At 67.9% G+C, this 18,243-nt stretch carries 16 protein-coding genes and 1 pseudogene; 9 read left to right on the top strand and 8 right to left on the bottom strand.

The features are described from left to right. The first annotated feature begins 117 nt into the window (after positions 1–117). From QTI05_RS02945 to QTI05_RS27910, 6 genes and pseudogenes are all read left to right on the top strand, one after another. A complete protein-coding gene (locus QTI05_RS02945; RefSeq protein ID WP_286622849.1) occupies positions 118–1,521 on the top strand; it encodes an aspartate aminotransferase family protein in 1,404 nt (467 codons plus the stop codon). Between the two features lie 65 nt (positions 1,522–1,586). Further along, positions 1,587–2,081, top strand: a complete 495-nt coding sequence (locus QTI05_RS02940) for an Lrp/AsnC family transcriptional regulator (protein ID WP_286542105.1) — start codon at positions 1,587–1,589, stop codon at positions 2,079–2,081. 235 nt (positions 2,082–2,316) lie between these two features. Then, positions 2,317–3,834 (top strand): aldehyde dehydrogenase family protein, encoded by a 1,518-nt coding sequence (locus QTI05_RS02935; RefSeq protein ID WP_286623342.1) that lies wholly within the window; start codon positions 2,317–2,319, stop codon positions 3,832–3,834. 42 nt (positions 3,835–3,876) lie between these two features. Beyond that, a complete protein-coding gene (locus QTI05_RS02930) occupies positions 3,877–4,596 on the top strand; it encodes a cupin domain-containing protein (protein ID WP_286622848.1) in 720 nt (239 codons plus the stop codon). 20 nt (positions 4,597–4,616) lie between these two features. Next, positions 4,617–5,942 (top strand): NAD(P)/FAD-dependent oxidoreductase, encoded by a 1,326-nt coding sequence (locus QTI05_RS02925; protein WP_286622847.1) that lies wholly within the window; start codon positions 4,617–4,619, stop codon positions 5,940–5,942. 9 nt (positions 5,943–5,951) lie between these two features. Further along, positions 5,952–6,098, top strand: a pseudogene (locus QTI05_RS27910) (FAD-dependent oxidoreductase); the annotation flags it as partial. A 53-nt stretch (positions 6,099–6,151) separates the two neighbouring features. On the opposite strand, the gene QTI05_RS02915 reads toward QTI05_RS27910, so the two are convergent. The 8 genes from QTI05_RS02915 to QTI05_RS02880 form a co-directional block, all read right to left on the bottom strand. Further along, positions 6,152–7,330 carry a M20 aminoacylase family protein gene (locus QTI05_RS02915; RefSeq protein WP_286622845.1) on the bottom strand — a complete coding sequence of 393 codons (1,179 nt, stop codon included), beginning with the start codon at positions 7,328–7,330 and terminating at the stop codon, positions 6,152–6,154. Further along, positions 7,327–8,025, bottom strand: a complete 699-nt coding sequence (locus QTI05_RS02910) for an HAD-IA family hydrolase (RefSeq protein ID WP_286622844.1) — start codon at positions 8,023–8,025, stop codon at positions 7,327–7,329. The genes QTI05_RS02915 and QTI05_RS02910 overlap by 4 nt, the downstream gene beginning before the upstream one ends. 158 nt (positions 8,026–8,183) lie before the next feature. After that, entirely contained in the window at positions 8,184–9,638 is a 1,455-nt protein-coding gene (locus tag QTI05_RS02905) for an aldehyde dehydrogenase (protein WP_286622843.1), read from the bottom strand. Positions 9,639–9,671: 33 nt separating this feature from the next. Further along, positions 9,672–10,382, bottom strand: a complete 711-nt coding sequence (locus QTI05_RS02900; RefSeq protein ID WP_286622842.1) for an ABC transporter ATP-binding protein — start codon at positions 10,380–10,382, stop codon at positions 9,672–9,674. Continuing rightward, the gene (locus tag QTI05_RS02895; RefSeq protein WP_286622841.1) at positions 10,379–11,134 is read right to left on the bottom strand and encodes an ABC transporter ATP-binding protein; all 756 of its coding nucleotides are present in this window, start codon (positions 11,132–11,134) and stop codon (positions 10,379–10,381) included. Before QTI05_RS02895 ends, QTI05_RS02900 begins: the two co-directional genes overlap by 4 nt. Further along, positions 11,127–12,062 (bottom strand): branched-chain amino acid ABC transporter permease, encoded by a 936-nt coding sequence (locus QTI05_RS02890; RefSeq protein ID WP_286622840.1) that lies wholly within the window; start codon positions 12,060–12,062, stop codon positions 11,127–11,129. Before QTI05_RS02890 ends, QTI05_RS02895 begins: the two co-directional genes overlap by 8 nt. Continuing rightward, a complete protein-coding gene (locus QTI05_RS02885; protein ID WP_286622839.1) occupies positions 12,059–12,934 on the bottom strand; it encodes a branched-chain amino acid ABC transporter permease in 876 nt (291 codons plus the stop codon). The genes QTI05_RS02890 and QTI05_RS02885 overlap by 4 nt, the downstream gene beginning before the upstream one ends. Positions 12,935–12,938: 4 nt before the next feature. Continuing rightward, positions 12,939–14,129 carry an amino acid ABC transporter substrate-binding protein gene (locus QTI05_RS02880; RefSeq protein ID WP_286622838.1) on the bottom strand — a complete coding sequence of 397 codons (1,191 nt, stop codon included), beginning with the start codon at positions 14,127–14,129 and terminating at the stop codon, positions 12,939–12,941. Positions 14,130–14,312: 183 nt separating this feature from the next. Here QTI05_RS02880 and QTI05_RS02875 point away from each other — a divergent pair, with 183 nt between their 5' ends. The 3 genes from QTI05_RS02875 to QTI05_RS02865 all read left to right on the top strand — a co-directional run bounded on the left by QTI05_RS02875 (position 14,313) and on the right by QTI05_RS02865 (position 18,230). Next, positions 14,313–15,269 (top strand): helix-turn-helix domain-containing protein, encoded by a 957-nt coding sequence (locus QTI05_RS02875; RefSeq protein WP_286622837.1) that lies wholly within the window; start codon positions 14,313–14,315, stop codon positions 15,267–15,269. Positions 15,270–15,376: 107 nt separating this feature from the next. Further along, positions 15,377–16,834, top strand: coding sequence for a sensor domain-containing diguanylate cyclase (locus QTI05_RS02870; RefSeq protein ID WP_286622836.1), 1,458 nt, complete (start codon positions 15,377–15,379; stop codon positions 16,832–16,834). A 16-nt stretch (positions 16,835–16,850) separates the two neighbouring features. Beyond that, positions 16,851–18,230: a GGDEF domain-containing protein gene (locus QTI05_RS02865; protein ID WP_286622835.1), complete on the top strand. Its 1,380-nt coding sequence runs from the start codon at positions 16,851–16,853 to the stop codon at positions 18,228–18,230. Positions 18,231–18,243: the final 13 nt, after the last annotated feature.

Raw genomic sequence — 18,243 nt, 5'->3', positions numbered from 1 at the left:
CGCAGAACCGCAGCCTGGATTGCGCGACGGCCCCAAAGCAGCACCACGCCATGCGCCACGCGTCCTACGCTAGGGGCATTGAAAGCTTGTTTCGCTCTCACTCCATCCGACACCGCCATGACGCACCCCACCGCATTGCCCAACCAAGCCGCGCTCGACGCGATCGACCGCGCCCACCTGATCCATCCCGTCTCGCCATGGCGCGTGCATGAGCAGCGCGGCCCGACCGTGCTGGCCTCGGCCCGCGGCGCATGGCTGACCGATGCGAGCGGCCACGAACTGCTGGATGCCTTCGCTGGCCTCTGGTGCGTGAACGTGGGCTACGGCCAGGAGAGCGTGGTGCAGGCGGCCACCGAGCAGATGCGCCGGCTGCCCTACGCCACCGGCTACTTTCATTTCAGCAGCGAGCCGGCCATCCGCCTCGCCGAAAAGCTGGTGCAGATCGCGCCCGCTTCTCTCACCCGGGTCTACCTGACGCTCGGCGGCTCCGAAGCCGTTGACGCCGCGGTGCGCTTCATCGTGCAGTACTACAACGCGATCGGAAAGCCGTCGAAGAAGCACTTCATCGCGCTGGAGCGCGGCTACCACGGCTCGTCGTCCACCGGGGCGGGGCTGACTGCGCTGCCGGTTTTCCACCGCGGCTTCGATCTGCCACTGCCCACGCAGCACTACATTCCCTCGCCCAATCCCTACCGCCATGCGGACGGTGCCGACCCGCAGGCGCTGATCGCCGCGTCGGTCGCGTCGCTGCGCGCCAAGGTGGCCGAGTTGGGCGCCGAGAACGTGGCCGCCTTCTTCTGCGAGCCGATCCAGGGCTCGGGCGGCGTCATCGTGCCGCCCAAGGGCTGGCTGAAGGCCATGCGCGATGCCACGCGCGAACTCGACATCCTGTTCGTCGTCGACGAGGTCATCACCGGCTTCGGCCGCACCGGCCCGATGTTCGCGTGCGAGGCCGAAGGTGTGGAACCCGACCTGATGACCATGGCCAAGGGCCTGACCTCCGGCTACGTGCCGATGGGCGCGACCATGATGAGCGACAAGGTCTATGCCGGCATCGCCGATGGCGCCCCGGCCGGCGCGCCGATCGGCCACGGCGCCACCTACTCGGCGCACCCGGTCGGCGCTGCCGTTGCGCTCGAGGTGCTGCGGCTCTACCAGGAAGGCGGCGTGCTCGCCAACGGCCAGCGCGGCGCGGCCCATTTCGCGGCCGGCCTCGACGCGCTGCGCGCACATCCGCTGGTGGGCGATGCGCGGCATCGCGGCCTGCTGGGCGCGCTGGAGCTGGTCAGCGACAAGGCCAGCAAGCGCGGCTTCGATGCAGCGCTCGGCCTGTCCGACAGGATCTTCGCGACCGGCTACAGGAACGGCCTGGTGTTCCGCTCGTTCGGTGACCACATCCTCGGTTTCGCGCCCGCGCTCACGTTCACGGAAGACGAGTTCGCCCAGATGTTTGCGCGCCTGAAGAAGACGCTCGACGAAGTGCTCGACGCGCCCGATGTGCGGGCTGCACTGGCAGCCTGAACGAAAGCGCCGACCAACCTTCTCCGGCGACGCAGAATCGACCTCTCTTCGTTTTGGGCACCGTCATGTCAGAAGCTTTCAAGATCGACCGGCTCGACCTGCGCATCCTGGCCCAGCTGCAGCGCAACGGGCGCATGACCAATGTGGATCTGGCGGACGCGGTGGGCCTCTCGCCCAGCCCCTGCCTGATCCGCGTCAAGCGGCTGGAGCAGGCAGGCTACATCGCCGGCTACGGCGCGCACCTGCGGCTCGAGAAGCTCGGCGACACGCTGACCGTCTTCACCGAGGTCACGCTGTCCGACCACCACCGCGAGGATTTCGTGCGTTTCGAAACCGCCATCCGCGAGGTCGACGAGGTGCTCGAATGCCACCTGGTCAGCGGCGGCTACGACTACCTCCTTCGCTTCCTCACGCGCGGCGTGAACCACTACCAGGAAGTGATCGAGGAACTGCTCGAACGCAACATCGGCATCGCCAAATACTTCAGCTACATCGTCATCAAGTCGCCGTTCATCAAGACGCACTGCCCGATCGAGCGGCTGTTTCCCCACCCGCGCTGACCCGGCCGGCGCGGACGCAACGGTCGGGTGCGTCCGAGTGAAGGCCTCTGCCGTAAGCACGACGGCAGGATCTGCTGTAGCGAGTCGCACAACCGCAGCCTGCTTTATGCAAGACCCTCATTGAAGCACCGACGCGAGGGGGGCGCAGCCTAGACTTTTGGACATCGAAAGCCCCGACCTCCGCCCCATCATGACGCCCACCACCGTATTACCAAACCTCCGTGGCCACGCCTTTATGGATGGCAATGAGCAACCCTCAGGTCTTTTCCAGAAGGCCGACTCCGTCATCGAGCACCTCAGGAGCGCTGGCCGCCTGGATCGCATGTTCATTGGCGGCGAGTGGGTCGTGCCTGGGGGGCAAGATCAAGCCTCTGTCATCGATCCGTCGACGGAGGAGCCTGTCGCAGAGATCGCGCTGGGAACCGCGCAAGACGTGGCCACGGCGGTGGCCGCCGCGCGGCGCGCTTTCACCACCTGGTCCGTGAGCTCCGCCCAGAGCCGGGCCTTGCTTCTGGATCGCGTTCACGCCCTGATCCTGGAGCGCGCAGAACTGTTCGCCCAGGCGATCTCGCTGGAGATGGGCGCTGCCATCGGCTTTGCGCGCAGCACGCAGGTGCCGTCTGCAGCGGAGCACATTCGCGTGGCCAGTGAGAATGCGCGCAGTTATGCGTTCGTTACCCATCGGGGCGACATGGCCATCGTGCGCGAGGCCATCGGCGTGTGCGGCCTGATCACCCCCTGGAACTGGCCGCTCTACCAGATCACAGCCAAGGTCGGCGCCGCCCTGGCAGCGGGATGTACGGTCGTACTGAAACCCAGCGAGCTGTCGCCCCTGAGCGCCTTGCTCTTTGCCGAAGTAATGCACGACGCGGGCATTCCGCCGGGTGTGTTCAACCTGGTGAATGGCAGCGGACCGGAGGTGGGCGCTGCCTTGGCGGAGCATCCGGACGTGGACATGATCTCGTTCACCGGTTCGACGAGGGCCGGCGTCCTGGTGGCTCAGGCCGCCGCTCCCACGGTGAAGCGTGTGGCGCAGGAACTCGGCGGCAAATCGCCCAACCTCGTCCTGCCGGATGCGGACCTCGCTCTAGCCATCCCCAAGGGCGTAGCGGCCGCCTTCCGCAATGTCGGCCAATCCTGCAGCGCCCCGACTCGCATGATCGTGCCCCGCGAGCGCCTCCAGGAAGTTGAACGGATCGCGCTCGAAGCGGCAGCCAGCATCGTCGTGGGCGATCCGCGTTCGCAGCAGACCACGCACGGCCCGGTGGCCAATCGCGCGCAGTTCAATCGCGTGCAGGAAATGATCGGCATCGGCATCGCCGAAGGCGCGCAGCTCCTTTGTGGCGGCTTGGGACGGCCAGAGGCCTTGAGCCGCGGCTTCTACTGCCGCCCGACCATCTTCAGCGCGGTGCACTCCCGGATGCAGATCGCGCAGGAGGAGATCTTCGGGCCGGTGCTCGCGTTGATCCCCTACGACAGCGTGGACGAGGCTGTGGAGATTGCCAACGACACCGTCTACGGCCTGGGCGCCCATGTGCAAGGCCAGGACCTTGGCGCGGCGCGCGCCGTTGCGGCGCGCATCCGCTCCGGCCAGGTGCACATCAACTATCCGGCCTGGAATCCTCATGCCCCGTTCGGTGGCTACAAGCGCTCGGGAAACGGCCGCGAATACGGAATAGAAGGTCTCGAGGAGTACCTGGAAACCAAAGCCATTCTTGGCTTCCAGCATGCCTCGGCACCCGGTACCGACTGACACGCTTTCATTGAAACCATCGCGCAACGCGCAGGAGAAATCATGACCGTGGCCCTAGTGCTGCATCGCGTCGACGGCGCACCTGTTTCAACCTCCTTCCGCCGGGCGGCGTTCGGCAAGGACGATCCTTTTGCGCAGCATCGCGAGATCGCGTGGGAAGGGCCGGGCGCGATGAGTGCGGGCCGCACCAGCTTCATCGGCGAGCTCGACGTCGCAAGCTATCCCCACATCGAAACCATCGTCGTGGTCGAGGGAGAGCTGACCCTGACGGCGGCCGGCGAGGCCCCGCTGGTGGTCGGTCCCCAGGCGGGCGCCGTCATCGGATGCGGCACCTCGCTTCGTATCCAGGCCGGATCACGCGTGCGTTTCGTGTTTTGCGCGGCCGCCTGCGACAAGCCGACGAAGCGCGGCGTCTTCCCCCTGCATGCCGACGCCAACTTCACGCCCACCGGCACGCTGCCCGCCGAAGTGCTGCTGGGCCCAGTGCCGGAGTGCCGCAGCGACAAGGTCTTTACCGATGACGCTGCGCAGTACCTTGCGGGCGCCTGGGACTCGACCCCCTACCACCGGATTGTTCGCGCGCATCGCATGAACGAGTTCATGCATCTCGTGGCGGGCAGCGTGCGCTTCGCAGCACCTGACGGCGGCGTGCTGTCGGTGGGCACGGGCGACGCGTTGTTCGTGCCTCAGGGCGCGCCGATCGGCTGGGAAAGCAGCGATCGCGTGGCGAAGTTCTACGTGTGCCAAACCGTCCCGGCTTGAACGGACGAGCGAGATTCATCATGTCGCCTCCGCTGCGCCACATCCAAACTTCGCCCACGCTGCCGGCCTCGGCCGACGTCGTCGTGATCGGCGGCGGCATCATCGGTGTCTTCACCGCCTACTACCTGGCCAAGCGCGGCGTGTCGGTCGCGTTGGTGGAAAAGGGCAGGATCGGCGCCGAGCAATCGAGCCGCAACTGGGGCTGGTGCCGGCAGCAGAATCGCGACGCTCGCGAATTGCCGTTGGCGACCAAGAGCCTCGATCTGTGGGAACAATTTGCCGCCGAAACCGGTGAAGACACCGGTTTTCATCGCTGCGGGCTTTTGTATCTCAGCAACGATGAGGCCGAGATTTCCGGTTGGGCCAGCTGGCGCGACTTTGCCAAGACCGCTGGCGTGACGACTCACATGCTGAGCAGCCGCGAGGCCGCCGAGCGCGGGCAGGCAACCGGCCGCGCCTGGAAAGGCGGCGTCTTCTCGCCCAGCGACGGCACCGCCGACCCTGGCAAGGCCGCGCCGGCGGTGGCCGCTGCGTTCATCAAGCTCGGGGGCAGCGTCCATCAGGATTGCGCCGCCCGCGGCATCGAGACGGAAGGCGGTCGGGTCAGCGGTGTGATCACGGAAGCCGGGGTCATCAAGACCAGGACGGTCGTGATGGCTGGTGGCGCCTGGGCTTCCTCGTTCTGCCGCCAGCTGGACATCCGCTTTCCGCAGGCCTCGATACGCCAATCCATCCTCAGTGTGTCCCCTGTGGAACAACGCTTGCCGCCTGCCGTGGTGAGCGCGGGCGTGTCCGCCACGCGCCGCAACGACGGACGCTACGCACTGGCCATCAGTGGCCGCGCGCGCGTGGATCCGACAGGCCAGTTCCTGCGCTTCGCACCGCAGTTCGTGCCGATGTTCGCCAAGCGCTGGCGCAACCTTCGCCCGGGCAGCCTGGAAGCCATTCGGAGTGGCCATGAAACGCTGGCGCGGTGGCGGCTCGATGCGCCAACGCCCATGGAACGCATGCGCATCCTCGATCCGACGCCCGATCCCGTGAGCATCAAGGAGACCCACCGCCGCGCGGTCGAACTGCTGCCCCAGCTTCGCGCCGCAAAGATCACGCACGCCTGGGCTGGCTATATCGACAGCACGCCGGACGGGGTTCCCGGCATCGGCGAGGTGCCGGGACTGCCTGGCTTCATTCTGGCCGCAGGCTTTTCCGGACACGGCTTCGGCATCGGTCCTGGCGCCGGCCACCTGATCGCGGATCTGGCCAGCGGCGGCGAGCCGATCGTCGATCCCGTGCCCTACCGGCCGGAGCGTTTCAGCGGCTCAGCATGGGGCAAGGTCGCTGATTTCTAGGCCGCACGCGTGTTTTCGAGCGATGTGATCGTGATTGGCGGCGGCCTGGTGGGCACCGCAGTGGCCTACGGGCTTGGCCAGCTCGGCAAGCGCATCTCGGTCCTGGATGAAGGCGACGATGCGTTTCGCGCTTCCCGAGGAAACTTCGGCTTTATCAGAGCTGGCCGCTCTTTGATTCCATTGAGCAACCGAAGGGCTTCCATGATCCGTTACCGCAATGCGGTTTCGGCCACTTCGCAAAACCAGCGCACGCCCAGCGGCAACGCGTCGTCGTTGAAGTCGTAGCAGGGGTGGTGCAGCGCGTGCTCGCCGTCCGGCCCCGGATCGGCACGCCCCTGGCCCAGCCACAGGTAGGCGCCGGGTCGGCGCTGCAGCATGAAGGCGAAGTCTTCCGAGGTGAAGGCCGCACGCGGCGCCATGTCGGCCTGCAGGCCGATGGACAGGGCCGCATCGAGCGCGAGCGCGGCCTCGGCCGGCGTGTTGACGGTGGCAGGGTAGTAGCGCACGTAGCGCACTTCGGCCTGGGTACCGCTGGCCAGTGCCACGCCGTCGACGGTGGCACGTAGCGCGGCCTCGATGCGATCCTGCGACGCGGCATCGAAGCTGCGCACCGTGCCGGTGATCGACACTTCCGCCGGCAACACGTTGTGGCTGTGGCCGCCCTCGATACGTGTGACGGACAGCACCGCCGATTCGCCCGGGTCGATGCGGCGCGAGACGATGGTGTGCAGCTGCGCGACCAGCTGGCTCGCCGCAAGAATGGCGTCAGGCGTGTGGTGCGGTTGCGCGGCATGGCCGCCGCGCCCGCGCAGCACGATGTCGAAGCGGTCGGCCGCCGCCATGATGGGCCCCGCGCGGGTCTGCGCCCGGCCCAGCGGCAGATCCGGCCAGTTGTGCAATGCATAGACGCTGTCGCAGGGAAAGCGCTCGAACAGGCCGTCCTCGATCATGGCGCGCGCGCCGCCTTTGCCTTCTTCGGCCGGCTGGAAGATGAAGTGCACCGTGCCGTTGAAGCGGCGCGTGCGCGCCAGCTGGCGTGCCGCGCCGATCAGCATGCTGGTATGGCCGTCGTGTCCGCAGCCGTGGTGCACGCCGGGGGTGCGGCTCGCGTGCGCCGCGCGTCCGAGTTCGACCATCGGCAATGCGTCCATGTCGGCGCGCAGGCCGACACTGCGCTCGCCGTCGCCGCAGCGCAGCGTGCCGACCACGCCGGTGCCGCCCAGCCCTTCATGCACCTCCAGGCCGAGCAGGCGCAGCGCCTGTGCCACCACGCCGGCCGTGCGGCGCTCTTCGAACGCGAGTTCAGGATGTGCGTGCAGGTCGTGGCGCAGCGCGACCAGCTCCGGCAGCAGGTCGGCGACCGGCGCGGCAATCGCGCCGGGGCTCAACGCCCGGCCTCGACCGCGTCGGCCAGTTCGGCCAGCGTGTGGAAGTGGTAGTCGGGTTCGGTGCGTTCCGACTCGATCGTGCCGCCCGAGTCCTTCAGGCCATGGCGGCGCTCGATCCAGCAGGTGGTGATGCCCAGGCGCCTGGACACGCCGATGTCGTGGTACTGGCTCTGCGCGACGTGCAGGTTGTCGGCCTGCTTGTAGCCCCAGGCGCCCTCGAAGCGGCCGCGGGCATAGGCGAAGTAGCGCGGATCGGGCTTCTCGCACATCGCGTCGTCACAGCTCAGCAGCATGTCGAAGGGCTGCTCCAGCGTCTTCGCGAAATGGGCCAGCGCCCAGGTCTGGGCGTTGGTCATGGTGACCAGCTTGAAACGCTTGCGCAGACGCTTGAGCGCCTCCACCGAGTCCGGGAACGCCGGCCAGTTCGCGACCGAATCGCGCAGGCCCTGCGCAAGCGCATCGGTGTCGGGCAGGCCCAGGCCGGGCGCGATGACATGCCAGCAGCGCTCCAGATCGTCCGGGTACCAACCGGTGTTGCCGTCGGCGCGCGCCTTCCGGTAGGCCGCGAGAAATGCGTCGTCGGTCACCTGGGCGCCGGGCACGGCGGCACGCAGGTAGGCGAGCATGCCGCCCTCGAAATCGATCAGCGTGCCGACGACGTCGAACGTGAGAACCTTGAAATCCTGCAAAGACATGTGAGCGCTCCGGGGGTGGACAAAATGCAATCGCAGCGAAAGCTTATGTCCTGCCCACCGTGCGCGGAAACCGAACTGGTGCCGGGCCACGGCACAGGATTTCGTTGTCGGGGCCGCGTCGGCATCTTGTTCGGTTGCCTGCGCAACCACGCCCCGGCTCAGAAGGGGTAGTGGCGCGGCGTCGTCTGCACCGTGATCCATCGCAGCTCGGTGAATGCCTCCACGCCCGCCTTGCCGCCGAAGCGGCCGTAACCCGACGCCTTGACGCCGCCGAACGGCATCTGGGCCTCGTCGTGCACGGTCGGGCCGTTGACGTGGCAGATGCCCGATTCGATCCGGCGCGCCACGTTCCAGGCGCGCGCCACGTCGCGGCCGAAGACGGCCGAAGAGAGCCCGAACTCGTTGTCGTTGGCGGTGGCGACGGCCTGTTCCACGCCATCGACCCGCACGATCGCCTTCAACGGGCCGAACGATTCCTCGCGGTAGATGCGCATCGCGGGCGTGACGTGGTCGAGCACCGTGGCCGGCATCAGCGTGCTGTCGGCGCGGCCCCCGCACACCACCGTTGCGCCCTGGGCGACGGCGTCGTCCAGCAGTTCGTTGCAGCGCGTGACCGTGCCCATGTCCACCACCGAGCCCAGCACCACCGGGCCCTCGCGCGGATCGCCGAGCGGCAGGCTGCGGGCCTTGGCGGCGAAACTGGCGACGAACGCGTCGGCCACGGCGGCGTCGACCACGATGCGCTCGGTCGACATGCAGATCTGCCCCGAGTTGGCGAAGGCGCCGAAAGCGGCCGCATTCACGGCGGCATCGATGTCGGCATCGTCCAGGATCACCAGCGGCGCCTTGCCGCCCAGTTCGAGCACGACCGGCTTGAGATGGCGCGCGCAGGTCTGCGCAATGAGGCGCCCGACCCGGGTCGACCCGGTGAAGTTGACGCGGCGCACTGCCGGATGCGCCACCATGGCCTCGACCACCGCGCCGGCATCGTCCGGCGCGTTGGTCACGAAGTTCAGCACGCCCGGCGGCAGCCCGGCCTCGTTGAGCGCATCGACGATCAGCGCATGGGTCTGCGGGCACAGCTCCGAGCCTTTCAGCACCACGGTGTTGCCGCAGGCCAGCGGGGTGGCAATGGCGCGCACGCCGAGGATCACGGGCGCATTCCACGGGGCGATGCCGAGCACCACGCCGGCCGGCTGCCGCATCCCCATCGCCAGGCTGCCCGGCACGTCGGACGGAATGATCTCGCCGGTGACCTGCGTCGTCAGCGCGGCGGCCTCGGTCAGGATGCCTGCTGCAAGGTGCACGTTGAAGCCGGCCCACATGGCCGAGGCGCCGGTCTCGCGCGCCATGGCCTGCACGAAGGCGTCGGTGCGCGCTTCGAGCGCCTGCGCGGCCTTCAGCAGCAGTGCACGGCGCTCGCCGGGGCCGGCCTGCGACCAGGCGACGAAGGCGGCGGCTGCCGCGTCGACGGCGGCCACCGCATCCTGCGGCGTGGCCGCGGGCGCGCGGGTGGCGACACTGCCGTCCAGCGGGTTGCGGCGCTCGAACGTGGCGCCGGCCCCGGCCGTGCGCTGCTCGCCGTTGATGGACATGGAGATCGTGGTGGTCATGCGGAATTTCCTGCGGTTGGAAGTGGGGCGCGTTCAGGCCACGCCGAGGTAGGCCTGGCGGATCACGTCGGAGTGAAGCAGCGTGCGGGCATCTCCCGCCGCGACGATGCGCCCGCGTTCGAGCACATAGCCGCGGTCTGCCGTCTGCAGCGCCTTGCGCACGTTCTGCTCGACCATCAGCACCGTGACGCCCTGGCCCGCGATGCGGCGCACGATGGCCAGCAGTTCGTCGACCATCCGCGGTGCCAGGCCCAGCGAGGGTTCGTCGAGCATGAGAAAGCGCGGTCCGCTCATCATGGCGCGGGCCACCGCGACCATCTGCTGCTCGCCGCCGCTCATGGTGCCGGCCAGTTGCCCGGCGCGCTCCTTCAGGCGCGGAAAGTCGTCGAAGGCCCGCGCCAGCCGTTCGCCGCGCAGCCGCGCCGGCGCCAGCCAGGCGCCGAGTTCGAGGTTCTCGGTCACGCTCATCTGCGGGAACAGCTGGCGTCCCTCGGCGACGAGCGCGAGCCCGCTGCGCACGCAGGTGGTGGCTTGTCCGGACGGCAATGCCACGCCGTCGAGCGACGCCTCTCCCGCACGCGGCAGCAGCCCGGCGAGCGACTTGAGCAGCGTGGTCTTGCCGGCGCCGTTGGGCCCCAGCACGACCGTGATGCCCGGCAACACATCGAGGTCGAGGCCCTTGATCACCTCGAAGCCTTGGTAGCCGGCGGCCAGGCCGCGCACGCGCATCTGGCTGCCGCTCATGCCGTTGCCTCCATTTCGTCGCCGAGATAGGCCTCGACCACTTCCGGATTGCGCACGACGTCGGCCGGCGGCCCGTCGGCGATCTTGCGGCCCTGGTGCAGCACCAGCACGCGCTCCACATACCTGAGCAGCGTGGTCACGGCATGTTCGATCCAAACCACCGTGAGGCCGTGCTCGTCGCGCAGGCGGCGGATGCGCCGCGCCATCGCATCGACCTCGATCTCGGTCAAGCCGGCGGCCACCTCATCGAGCAGCAGCAGCCGCGGGCGGGTGCCGAGCGCCATGCCGATCTCCAGCAGGCGCTGTTGCGACGGCGTGACGTCGGCGGCGAGCTGGCCGGCCAGTGCGCCAAGCCCCAGCATGTCGAGGATCGCGCCTTCCGATTCGAGCCCGGCGATCGGTGTGCGACGGCGCCCCGCGAACTGCATGCCGAAGCGCACGTTGTCGGCGAGCGTCATCCCGGCCATGACGCGCGGCGTCTGAAAGGTGCGCGCGATGCCGTGCAGCGCGTAGTGGTGCGGGCCGCGCCCGGTCAGGTCGGTCGTGCCCTCCACCAGCAGCCGGCCAGCGGTCGGCGCGACCACGCCCGAGATCGCGTTGAAGAACGTGGTCTTGCCCGCGCCGTTGGGGCCGATGATGCCGACCAGCTCGCCCGCATGCAGGCGCATGCTTACCGCGTCGACCGCGGTGAGCCCGCCGAAGCGCACCGTGAGCTCGCGCGCCTCGAGCAGCGGCGTGGCGGCCTCATTCACGGCCGTGCTCCCGCGCCACGGCCGAGCGGCGCTGCCAGAGCGAGGCCAGCCCGTCCGGCAGGTACATCACGCACAGGATCAGCAGCAGCCCGAGCACCATCATGTAGCCATAGGGCAGCTGCAGCCGCAGCGTCTCGGCCAGCAGGCTGAACACGATCGCCGCCGCGATCGGCCCGCCGATGCTCGCCGCGCCGCCGATCAGCGCGATCAGCACCGTCTGGAAACCGATGAAGGGGCTGAACACCGCCGGCGGGTCGATGTAGGTCCAGCGCACTGCCATCGCCGCGCCGACCGCACCGGCAAAGGCGGCCGTGATCGCGAAGCCGGCGATCTTGACGCGGCGCGTGTCGACGCCCAGCGTTTGTGCGCGCTGCTCGTCCGCGCCGATGCCCGACAGGGCCAGCCCGAAGCGGCTGCGGCGCACGGCGATGGCGGCGGCGATCGAAACGCCGGCGATCGCCAGCACCGTGAGGTACACCGTTTCGTTCGACGGCACGACCGTGAGCACGCGGCCCACCGTGCCCGACACCTGCTTCTCGACGAAGGTCACCGCGTGGCGGATCAGTTCCGTCATGCCGAAGGTGAGTACCGCGAAATAGGTGCCACGCAGATGCAGCACTGCGGCGCCCATGACCACCGCGACAACGCTGGCCAGCGCGGCGCCGCACAGGATGACGAGCGGCCAGGGCAACACGCCGAGCAGCGTGGCGCAGGTGTAGGCACCCAGGCCGAAAAAGGCGGAGGTCGCGAGCGACAGGTAGCGCGTGGCACCGCAGAACAGCGACCAGCTGGTGGCGAGCGCCACGTACATGAGGCAGCTCAGCGCGACCGAGCTCGCGAATTCCGACGCCACCCAGGGCACGGCGGCCGCGAGCAGCAGGCCGAGGCCCAGCCAGAGCCAGGGGCGGCGCATGAAGGAGGCGCTCATCGCGAGAACAATCCGTTGGGGCGCCAGATCAGCACGCCGATGAAGACCGAATAGGACAGCAGCATCTTGAGCGAGGGGCTCGTGAAGTGCGTGCCCAGCGCCTCGACCACGCCCAGCAGCAGGCCGCCGACCAGGCTGCCCGCGAGGCTGCCGAAGCCGCCGAGCGTGATGACGATCAGCGCCGTCACGGTATAGGGCTCGCCCATCGAGGGCGAGATCTCGTAGGTCATCGACAGCAGCGCACCCGCCACGCCCGACAGCCCGAGGCCGATGCCGAACATCAGGGGATGCAGTCGCCGGGTGTTGATGCCAACCAGTTGCGCGCCGACCGGCGATTGCATCAGCGCACGCACCGCCTTGCCCAGCAGCGTGAGCCTGAGCAGCGCGATCAGCGCCAGGCTCAGCGCCAGCGTGATACCGAACAGCACCAGCTTGTTGACCGTGAAGCGCATGTCCGCGAACTGCACCGGCTCGGCCAGGTAGTCGTAGCCGCGCAGGTCGCCGCCCCAGGCCAGCAGCGCGGTGTTCTGCACGAAGAACATGAGGCCGAAGCCGACCATGAGGCTGCGCGCCTCGAACACCTCGACATTGGGTGCGCGGGCCGCGACCTGCCGGAAGCAGAGCCAGTGCACCGCCATGCCGACCAGCATCAGCAGCACGAAGGCGGCCGGCAGGAACAGCAGCGGCGAGATGCCCCAGGCCGTGTGCGCCCACCAGGTCAGGAAGGCGCCGAGCATCAGGAACTCGCCGTGCGAGATGTTCATGATGCGCATCAGGCCGTACTGGAGGTTCAGCCCGATCGCCACCAGCGCATAGATGCTGCCCGTGATCAGGCCGCCGGCCAAAAGCTCGGCCCATCCGCTTGGCGACATGCCGCTACTTCCAGGCCGGTTTCGGTATCAGCGCGGCGGTGGCGCGGCCGCGCGGCCAGACCACCTCGAATTCGCCGGCCTGCCACTGGGCCACCGTACCGGGGATGGAGGCGTTTTCGCTGCCCTCGAAACGGATCGGCCCGAGGATGGTCTTGAACTCGTTCTTCGCGATCTGCTCGCGCAGCGCCTTGCGGTCGAGGCCGACCCGGGCCACGGCCTGCTGGAGGATCTCCAGGCCGGCCCAGGCATGGCCGCTGGCCCAGCGATCGGGTTCCTTGCCGAACTTCTTGGTGTGCGCCTCGAAGTAGGCCCGGGCTTCGGCGCTGGTCTTGACGTTCCAGGAGCCCATGCCGATCACGCCTTCGGCGTTGGCGGCCATCACGTTCCTGTACAGCTGGAACGCAGTGCCGACCGAAGCGTAGAAGAATTTCGGGTTGAAGCCCACCTCGCGCGCCTGCCGGCTGGCGAGGATGGTGTCCGGCGGGTAGGTGATGCCGATGAAGGCATCCGGGTTCTGGTCCTTCATGGCGCGCAGCACCGGCGCCAGGTCTTTCACGCCGAGCGGATAGCTCTTGCGCTCGAGCACCTGGATGCTGGTCTTCTTGAGCGCGGTGTTGAGCGCGGCGAAGTTCTCGAGGCCGAACAGGTCGTCCATGTAGACGATGGCGATCGTCTTGACGTTGTTGGCCACCAGCATGTCGACCAGCGCGCCCATCATCTTGTCGGGTTGCTGCAGCAGCGAGAAGAAGTAGGGCAGCTGCATGTCGATCAGCTTGCGCGAGAGCGCCGTCGGCGCGAGCAGCGGGTAGCCGAAGCGGTTGGCAAGCGGCGCCACCGCGAAGTTGGCGCCCGAGCCCCAGGGCGGCAGCACGAGGTCGACCTTGTCGCTGCCCATCAGCTTCTCGAATGTGCGAACGCAGGTCTCGGTTTCGCTGCGGTCGTCGTAGCCGATCAGCTCGATCGGGCGCTTGACGCCCTTCACCGACAGCCCACCCCCGGCGTTGACCTGCTCGGCCCACAGGAGATAGTTGGGCTCCTGGCTCACCTGGGCCCCGGCCGCCCATGGGCCGGTGCGGGCGATGGCGTAGCCGATCTTCACGGGTGCGCTTTGTGCGAACAGGCGCGGCGCGACGGCCGCTGCGCCCACGACGGTGCCGGCTTGCTGGATCCAGCGGCGGCGGTTGGCTTGAAGCATGAGGGTCTCCTTGCGGGCGTGTGGCTGTGCCCGATGCCGTCATGCTAGTCATGGGATGCGTCCGCCGCTGTGCCGGCTGCGCACAAACGGCTTGACGCTGCGCGCACGCCGCTAATGGTTAACCCCCAAGCTTGCGGCGGGAAAACGAGCCGGAAAATGGAGCCCTCCCAACGTGCCCGATCTATGACAGCGTCCATGGTTCTGTCGACCGACCAAGTTCCCTCGCGCGAGCGCGCGCCGATCTGGCGCGAGTGGGTGTGGCGCCACTTCGGGGGCCTGGAATCCGACCTGTACGGCGACACCGAATTCGACGGCCACCTCGCCGCGTCGCATGCGGGCGAAGTGATCCTGACCCGGCTGGAAGCCAATCGCCACCGCGTGCTGCGCACGCCGCAGATGGCGCGCAGCAGCGAAATCCCCTACCTGAAGATCGTGGCGCCATGGCAGGGCTCGGCGGAGGTCGCCCAGCGCGGGCGCGAAGCGTCGGTGCGCGCGGGAGGCTGGACGCTCTACGACACGACGGCCGACTACACGGTGGCCAACCCGGAGCGCAGCGACCACCTGATCGTGATGCTGCCCAAGGAGCAACTGGCCTCGCCGGGGCTTCCCCTCGGCGACCTGGTGGCGCGCCGCGTGGGCGGCAGCAGCGGCATCTCGCGCGTGGCGCTCGAGACGATGCGCAACACGTACCTGGAGTTGCCCTACATGAGCGAGGCCGCTGCGCGCGGCGCCGGCGACCTCATCATCCAGCTGGTGCGGCTGTCGCTCATGGAAATGGCCGGACAGGAGACCCCGCGTACCCAGCGCGAGGCGCTGAAGGACCGGATCTGCCAGCACGTGGCCCAGCATCTGCGCGACAGCGCGCTGTCGATCGACGGCATTGCACATGCATTGCGATGCAGCAAACGCCACTTGCACAATGCGTTCGCCGGTGACGACGAGTCGCTCGCCAGCTACATCCTCCACCAGCGCCTGGCATGCGCCATCCGCGACCTGGTCGACCCCGCCAATGCGGCCCGCCCGATCACCGACATCGCGCTCGCGGCTGGTTTTGGAAATCTTTCGCATTTCAGCCGCGTCTTCCGGGATCACACCGGCGGCAGCCCGAGCGAGTTCAGGCGCAAGGCGAGCGCGCGTTGACGCCCGGGTTGTGGCGGTCGCGTCCGTTTGGCCCTGCCAAACCTACCAAACGGTAGACAATGGGTTCACCGAACGTCGCTCTTGAACCCCTTCCCTCCCGATTCTTGATGAACGTCACAGCCGCTCCGCCCTCCACAGACCTCGAGTCCATGTTCGACCTGGCGCCGGTATCGCTCTGGCTGGAGGACTACAGCGAGCTGAAGCAGCTGTTCGACCAGTGGCGCGAAGAGGGGGTCACTGACCTGGCAGCGTATCTCGATGGCGACATGGAGCGGGTTCGCCAGTGCATGGCCCGCCTCAAGGTTCTGCAGGTCAACCAGCACACGCTCGCGCTTTTCGCCGCCGAAAGCCAGGCCGTCCTGCTGGCCGGGCTGGGCACCGTCTTTCGCGACGACATGGGGGTGTCGGTCAAGTACGAGCTGTCGCAGTTGTGGCAGGGGCAGCTCAGCTTTTCCAACGAGACGGTCAATTACACCCTCGACGGGCGACGGCTCGACGTGCAGGTGCGGGTGCGCGTCCTGCCAGGGCACGAATCGACGTGGGATCGCGTGCTGGTGTCGCTGCAAGACGTCAGCGAACGGAAGGCCGCGGACCGCGAGCGGGCGGAGAGCGAGCGCTATGCACGCGGCCTGTTCGACAACTCGCCCGTCTCGCTGTGGGTCGAAGACTTCAGCGCTGTCAAACGCCTGCTGGACGAGGTTCGGCGTCGCGGCATCACCGATTTCGCGACCTTCATCAAGGTGCATTCGGAGTTCGTCACGCGGTGCATGCAGGAAATCCGCGTGATCGATGTCAACCAGGAAACGCTCAAGATGTTCGGCGCGGCCAGCAAGCCCGAACTGCTGCGCAACATCCAGAAGGTGTTTCGCGACGAGATGCACGACTCGTTTGCCGAGCAGCTGCAGGATCTGTGGAACGGGAAGACCTTCCAGCAGCGGGAGGTGGTCAACTACACGCTGGGCGGTGAGCTGGTCAACATCCACATGCAGTTCACGGTGCTCGAAGAGCACCTGGCCACCTGGGATCTGGTGCTGGTCTCGCTGGTCGACATCACGGCGCGCAAGAAGGCCGAGGCCTACCTGGAGTATCTCGGCAAGCACGACGTGCTCACCCAGCTGTGCAACCGCACCTTCTATACCGAGGAGCTCAACCGTCTTGCGCGCAAGGGGCCATGGCCGGTTTCCGTCCTCTCGATCGACGTGAACGGTCTCAAGCGTGTCAATGACGACGATGGCCATGCCGCCGGCGACGCCTTGCTGCGGCGAGCGGGCGAAGTGCTGTCCAAGGCGGTCGACGCGCCCGGGTGGCCCGCGCGCGTGGGAGGCGACGAGTTCGCGGTCCTGCTGCCGACCACGGACGAGCGCGGCGCCGAAGCGATGCGCGACCGGATCCTCTCGCTGCTCGAACTCAACAACCAGTTCTATGCCGGCCCGAGCGGGCACAACCTCAGCCTCTCGATCGGGCTGGCAACCTGCGGCGCGGGCGGATCGCTGGACGAGGCCCTGCTGCACGCGGACCGGTCGATGTACGACGACAAGGCGCGGCATTACGCCACGCTCCGCTGAAGGTTCAAGAAAAAAGATGCGCCAAATCCGCCTGTGCTGGAACGAACATGTGCAGCATGCCGATCATGAGATCCATGCCCACCACGACTGGACAACCGCCTCGCCCGAGGTGCGGCACGACCTGGCCATCATCGCCAAGACCGCCAACGAGCTCTACGGGCCACGCTCGCACTGGGTCGAGGAGCGGGAGGTTCGCCAGCCGAGCGCCGATCCGCGCCTGCGGTTCGACCAGCGCGTGCTGCAGGACGACGCTGCCGCCGGCCCTTATGCCCGGCACCTGGCGACCGGTGTCGGATCGCTCCGGTTCCAGCCCGATCTGGAGCAGGAGTACATGGAGCACCTGCGGGATGTCCAGCGGCGACCCGCTTCGACCTGCGTAACGGTGGCCCTGTTCGGTTGGATCGTTTTCGGCCAGGCGGGGCTGATCGCGCTCTCGACCGGATCGCTGTCGGCGGACGGCATTGCTTCGTTGGTTCAGTGGGCCATGGTGCTGGTGCTCTGTGCGGGCCTGTTGCTGTTGATGGCGCGTGGCCGGGCCGCCCGCACCGATGTCGTGTCGGCAACCGTTCTGGTGTTGGCGGCCGCCACCCTCGGCCTGCTGGCGGTTCGCGCCGGCACGGACGCGAGGCCGCAAGTTCTACTGGCAGCGCTCGGGTTGATGGTGGTGGTATTTTTTCCGCTCGGGCTGGTGTTCCGCCACGCCCTCGTACTGGGGCTTGCGATGGCCGTCGGCGGCACCGTGCTGGTGTTCGGCCTGTCTCCGCCGGCCCTGCGCACCGATGGCTATCTCGCGTTGACGGCTCTTTGGGGCGCGTTCGGCTTGTCTGCTGTCGGCGGCTACTTGGTCGAACGCCTGTACCGCGAGCAGTTCCTGCTGCATGGCCTGCTCTCGCGGCAGGCTTTCGTCGATCCGCTGACCGGCCTCTACACCCGCCGTGGCACGCACAAGCTGACCCAGATCGCACGCCTGCAGGCGGTGAGGGATGGCGTGAACCTGTGCTTCGTGCTGGCCGATGTCGACCGTTTCCGCGCCTACAACGAACGCTACGGTCGGGAGGCGGGCGACCGGGCCCTGATCGACATCACCCAGGTCGTCGCTACCTTTGCGCGCCGCCCCCTCGATCTGGCGAGCCGCGAAGGCGGCAAGCGCTTCGGCCTGCTGCTTTACGACTGCAATCTCGAGCAGGCCCGGCTGCATGCCGAGCACTTGCGCGAGCGGCTGCGTGATGTCGGCATGGCGCACGCAAAGTCGAACGACCCGGCGGCCCAGCTGACCGTGAGCATTGGTGCAATACAGGTGCTGCCGGAAGAAACGGCGGAGGTCTTCATGCAGCGCGTCGAAGCCATGCTGCAGCGTTCGAAGGATGCAGGGCGCGACCGGGTAACGACTCCCTAGATGTGCCGGGCGC

The organism is Variovorax fucosicus (genome assembly GCF_030316825.1).
In the GTDB taxonomy this organism is placed as follows: Bacteria; Pseudomonadota; Gammaproteobacteria; order Burkholderiales; family Burkholderiaceae_C; genus Variovorax; species Variovorax fucosicus.
This window is presented reverse-complemented; position numbering and strand designations above follow the sequence as displayed.

What these genes read in the sequence shown, in the direction of transcription:
- QTI05_RS02945 (WP_286622849.1), top strand. Translation starts at nt 118, where the DNA reads ATGACGCACCCCACCGCATTGCCCAACCAAGCCGCGCTCGACGCGATC.
- QTI05_RS02940 (WP_286542105.1), top strand. Translation starts at nt 1,587, where the DNA reads ATGTCAGAAGCTTTCAAGATCGACCGGCTCGACCTGCGCATCCTGGCC.
- QTI05_RS02935 (WP_286623342.1), top strand. Translation starts at nt 2,317, where the DNA reads ATGGATGGCAATGAGCAACCCTCAGGTCTTTTCCAGAAGGCCGACTCC.
- QTI05_RS02930 (WP_286622848.1), top strand. Translation starts at nt 3,877, where the DNA reads ATGACCGTGGCCCTAGTGCTGCATCGCGTCGACGGCGCACCTGTTTCA.
- QTI05_RS02925 (WP_286622847.1), top strand. Translation starts at nt 4,617, where the DNA reads ATGTCGCCTCCGCTGCGCCACATCCAAACTTCGCCCACGCTGCCGGCC.
- QTI05_RS02910 (WP_286622844.1), bottom strand. Translation starts at nt 8,025, where the DNA reads ATGTCTTTGCAGGATTTCAAGGTTCTCACGTTCGACGTCGTCGGCACG.
- QTI05_RS02905 (WP_286622843.1), bottom strand. Translation starts at nt 9,638, where the DNA reads ATGACCACCACGATCTCCATGTCCATCAACGGCGAGCAGCGCACGGCC.
- QTI05_RS02900 (WP_286622842.1), bottom strand. Translation starts at nt 10,382, where the DNA reads ATGAGCGGCAGCCAGATGCGCGTGCGCGGCCTGGCCGCCGGCTACCAA.
- QTI05_RS02890 (WP_286622840.1), bottom strand. Translation starts at nt 12,062, where the DNA reads ATGAGCGCCTCCTTCATGCGCCGCCCCTGGCTCTGGCTGGGCCTCGGC.
- QTI05_RS02885 (WP_286622839.1), bottom strand. Translation starts at nt 12,934, where the DNA reads ATGTCGCCAAGCGGATGGGCCGAGCTTTTGGCCGGCGGCCTGATCACG.
- QTI05_RS02880 (WP_286622838.1), bottom strand. Translation starts at nt 14,129, where the DNA reads ATGCTTCAAGCCAACCGCCGCCGCTGGATCCAGCAAGCCGGCACCGTC.
- QTI05_RS02875 (WP_286622837.1), top strand. Translation starts at nt 14,313, where the DNA reads ATGACAGCGTCCATGGTTCTGTCGACCGACCAAGTTCCCTCGCGCGAG.
- QTI05_RS02870 (WP_286622836.1), top strand. Translation starts at nt 15,377, where the DNA reads ATGAACGTCACAGCCGCTCCGCCCTCCACAGACCTCGAGTCCATGTTC.
- QTI05_RS02865 (WP_286622835.1), top strand. Translation starts at nt 16,851, where the DNA reads ATGCGCCAAATCCGCCTGTGCTGGAACGAACATGTGCAGCATGCCGAT.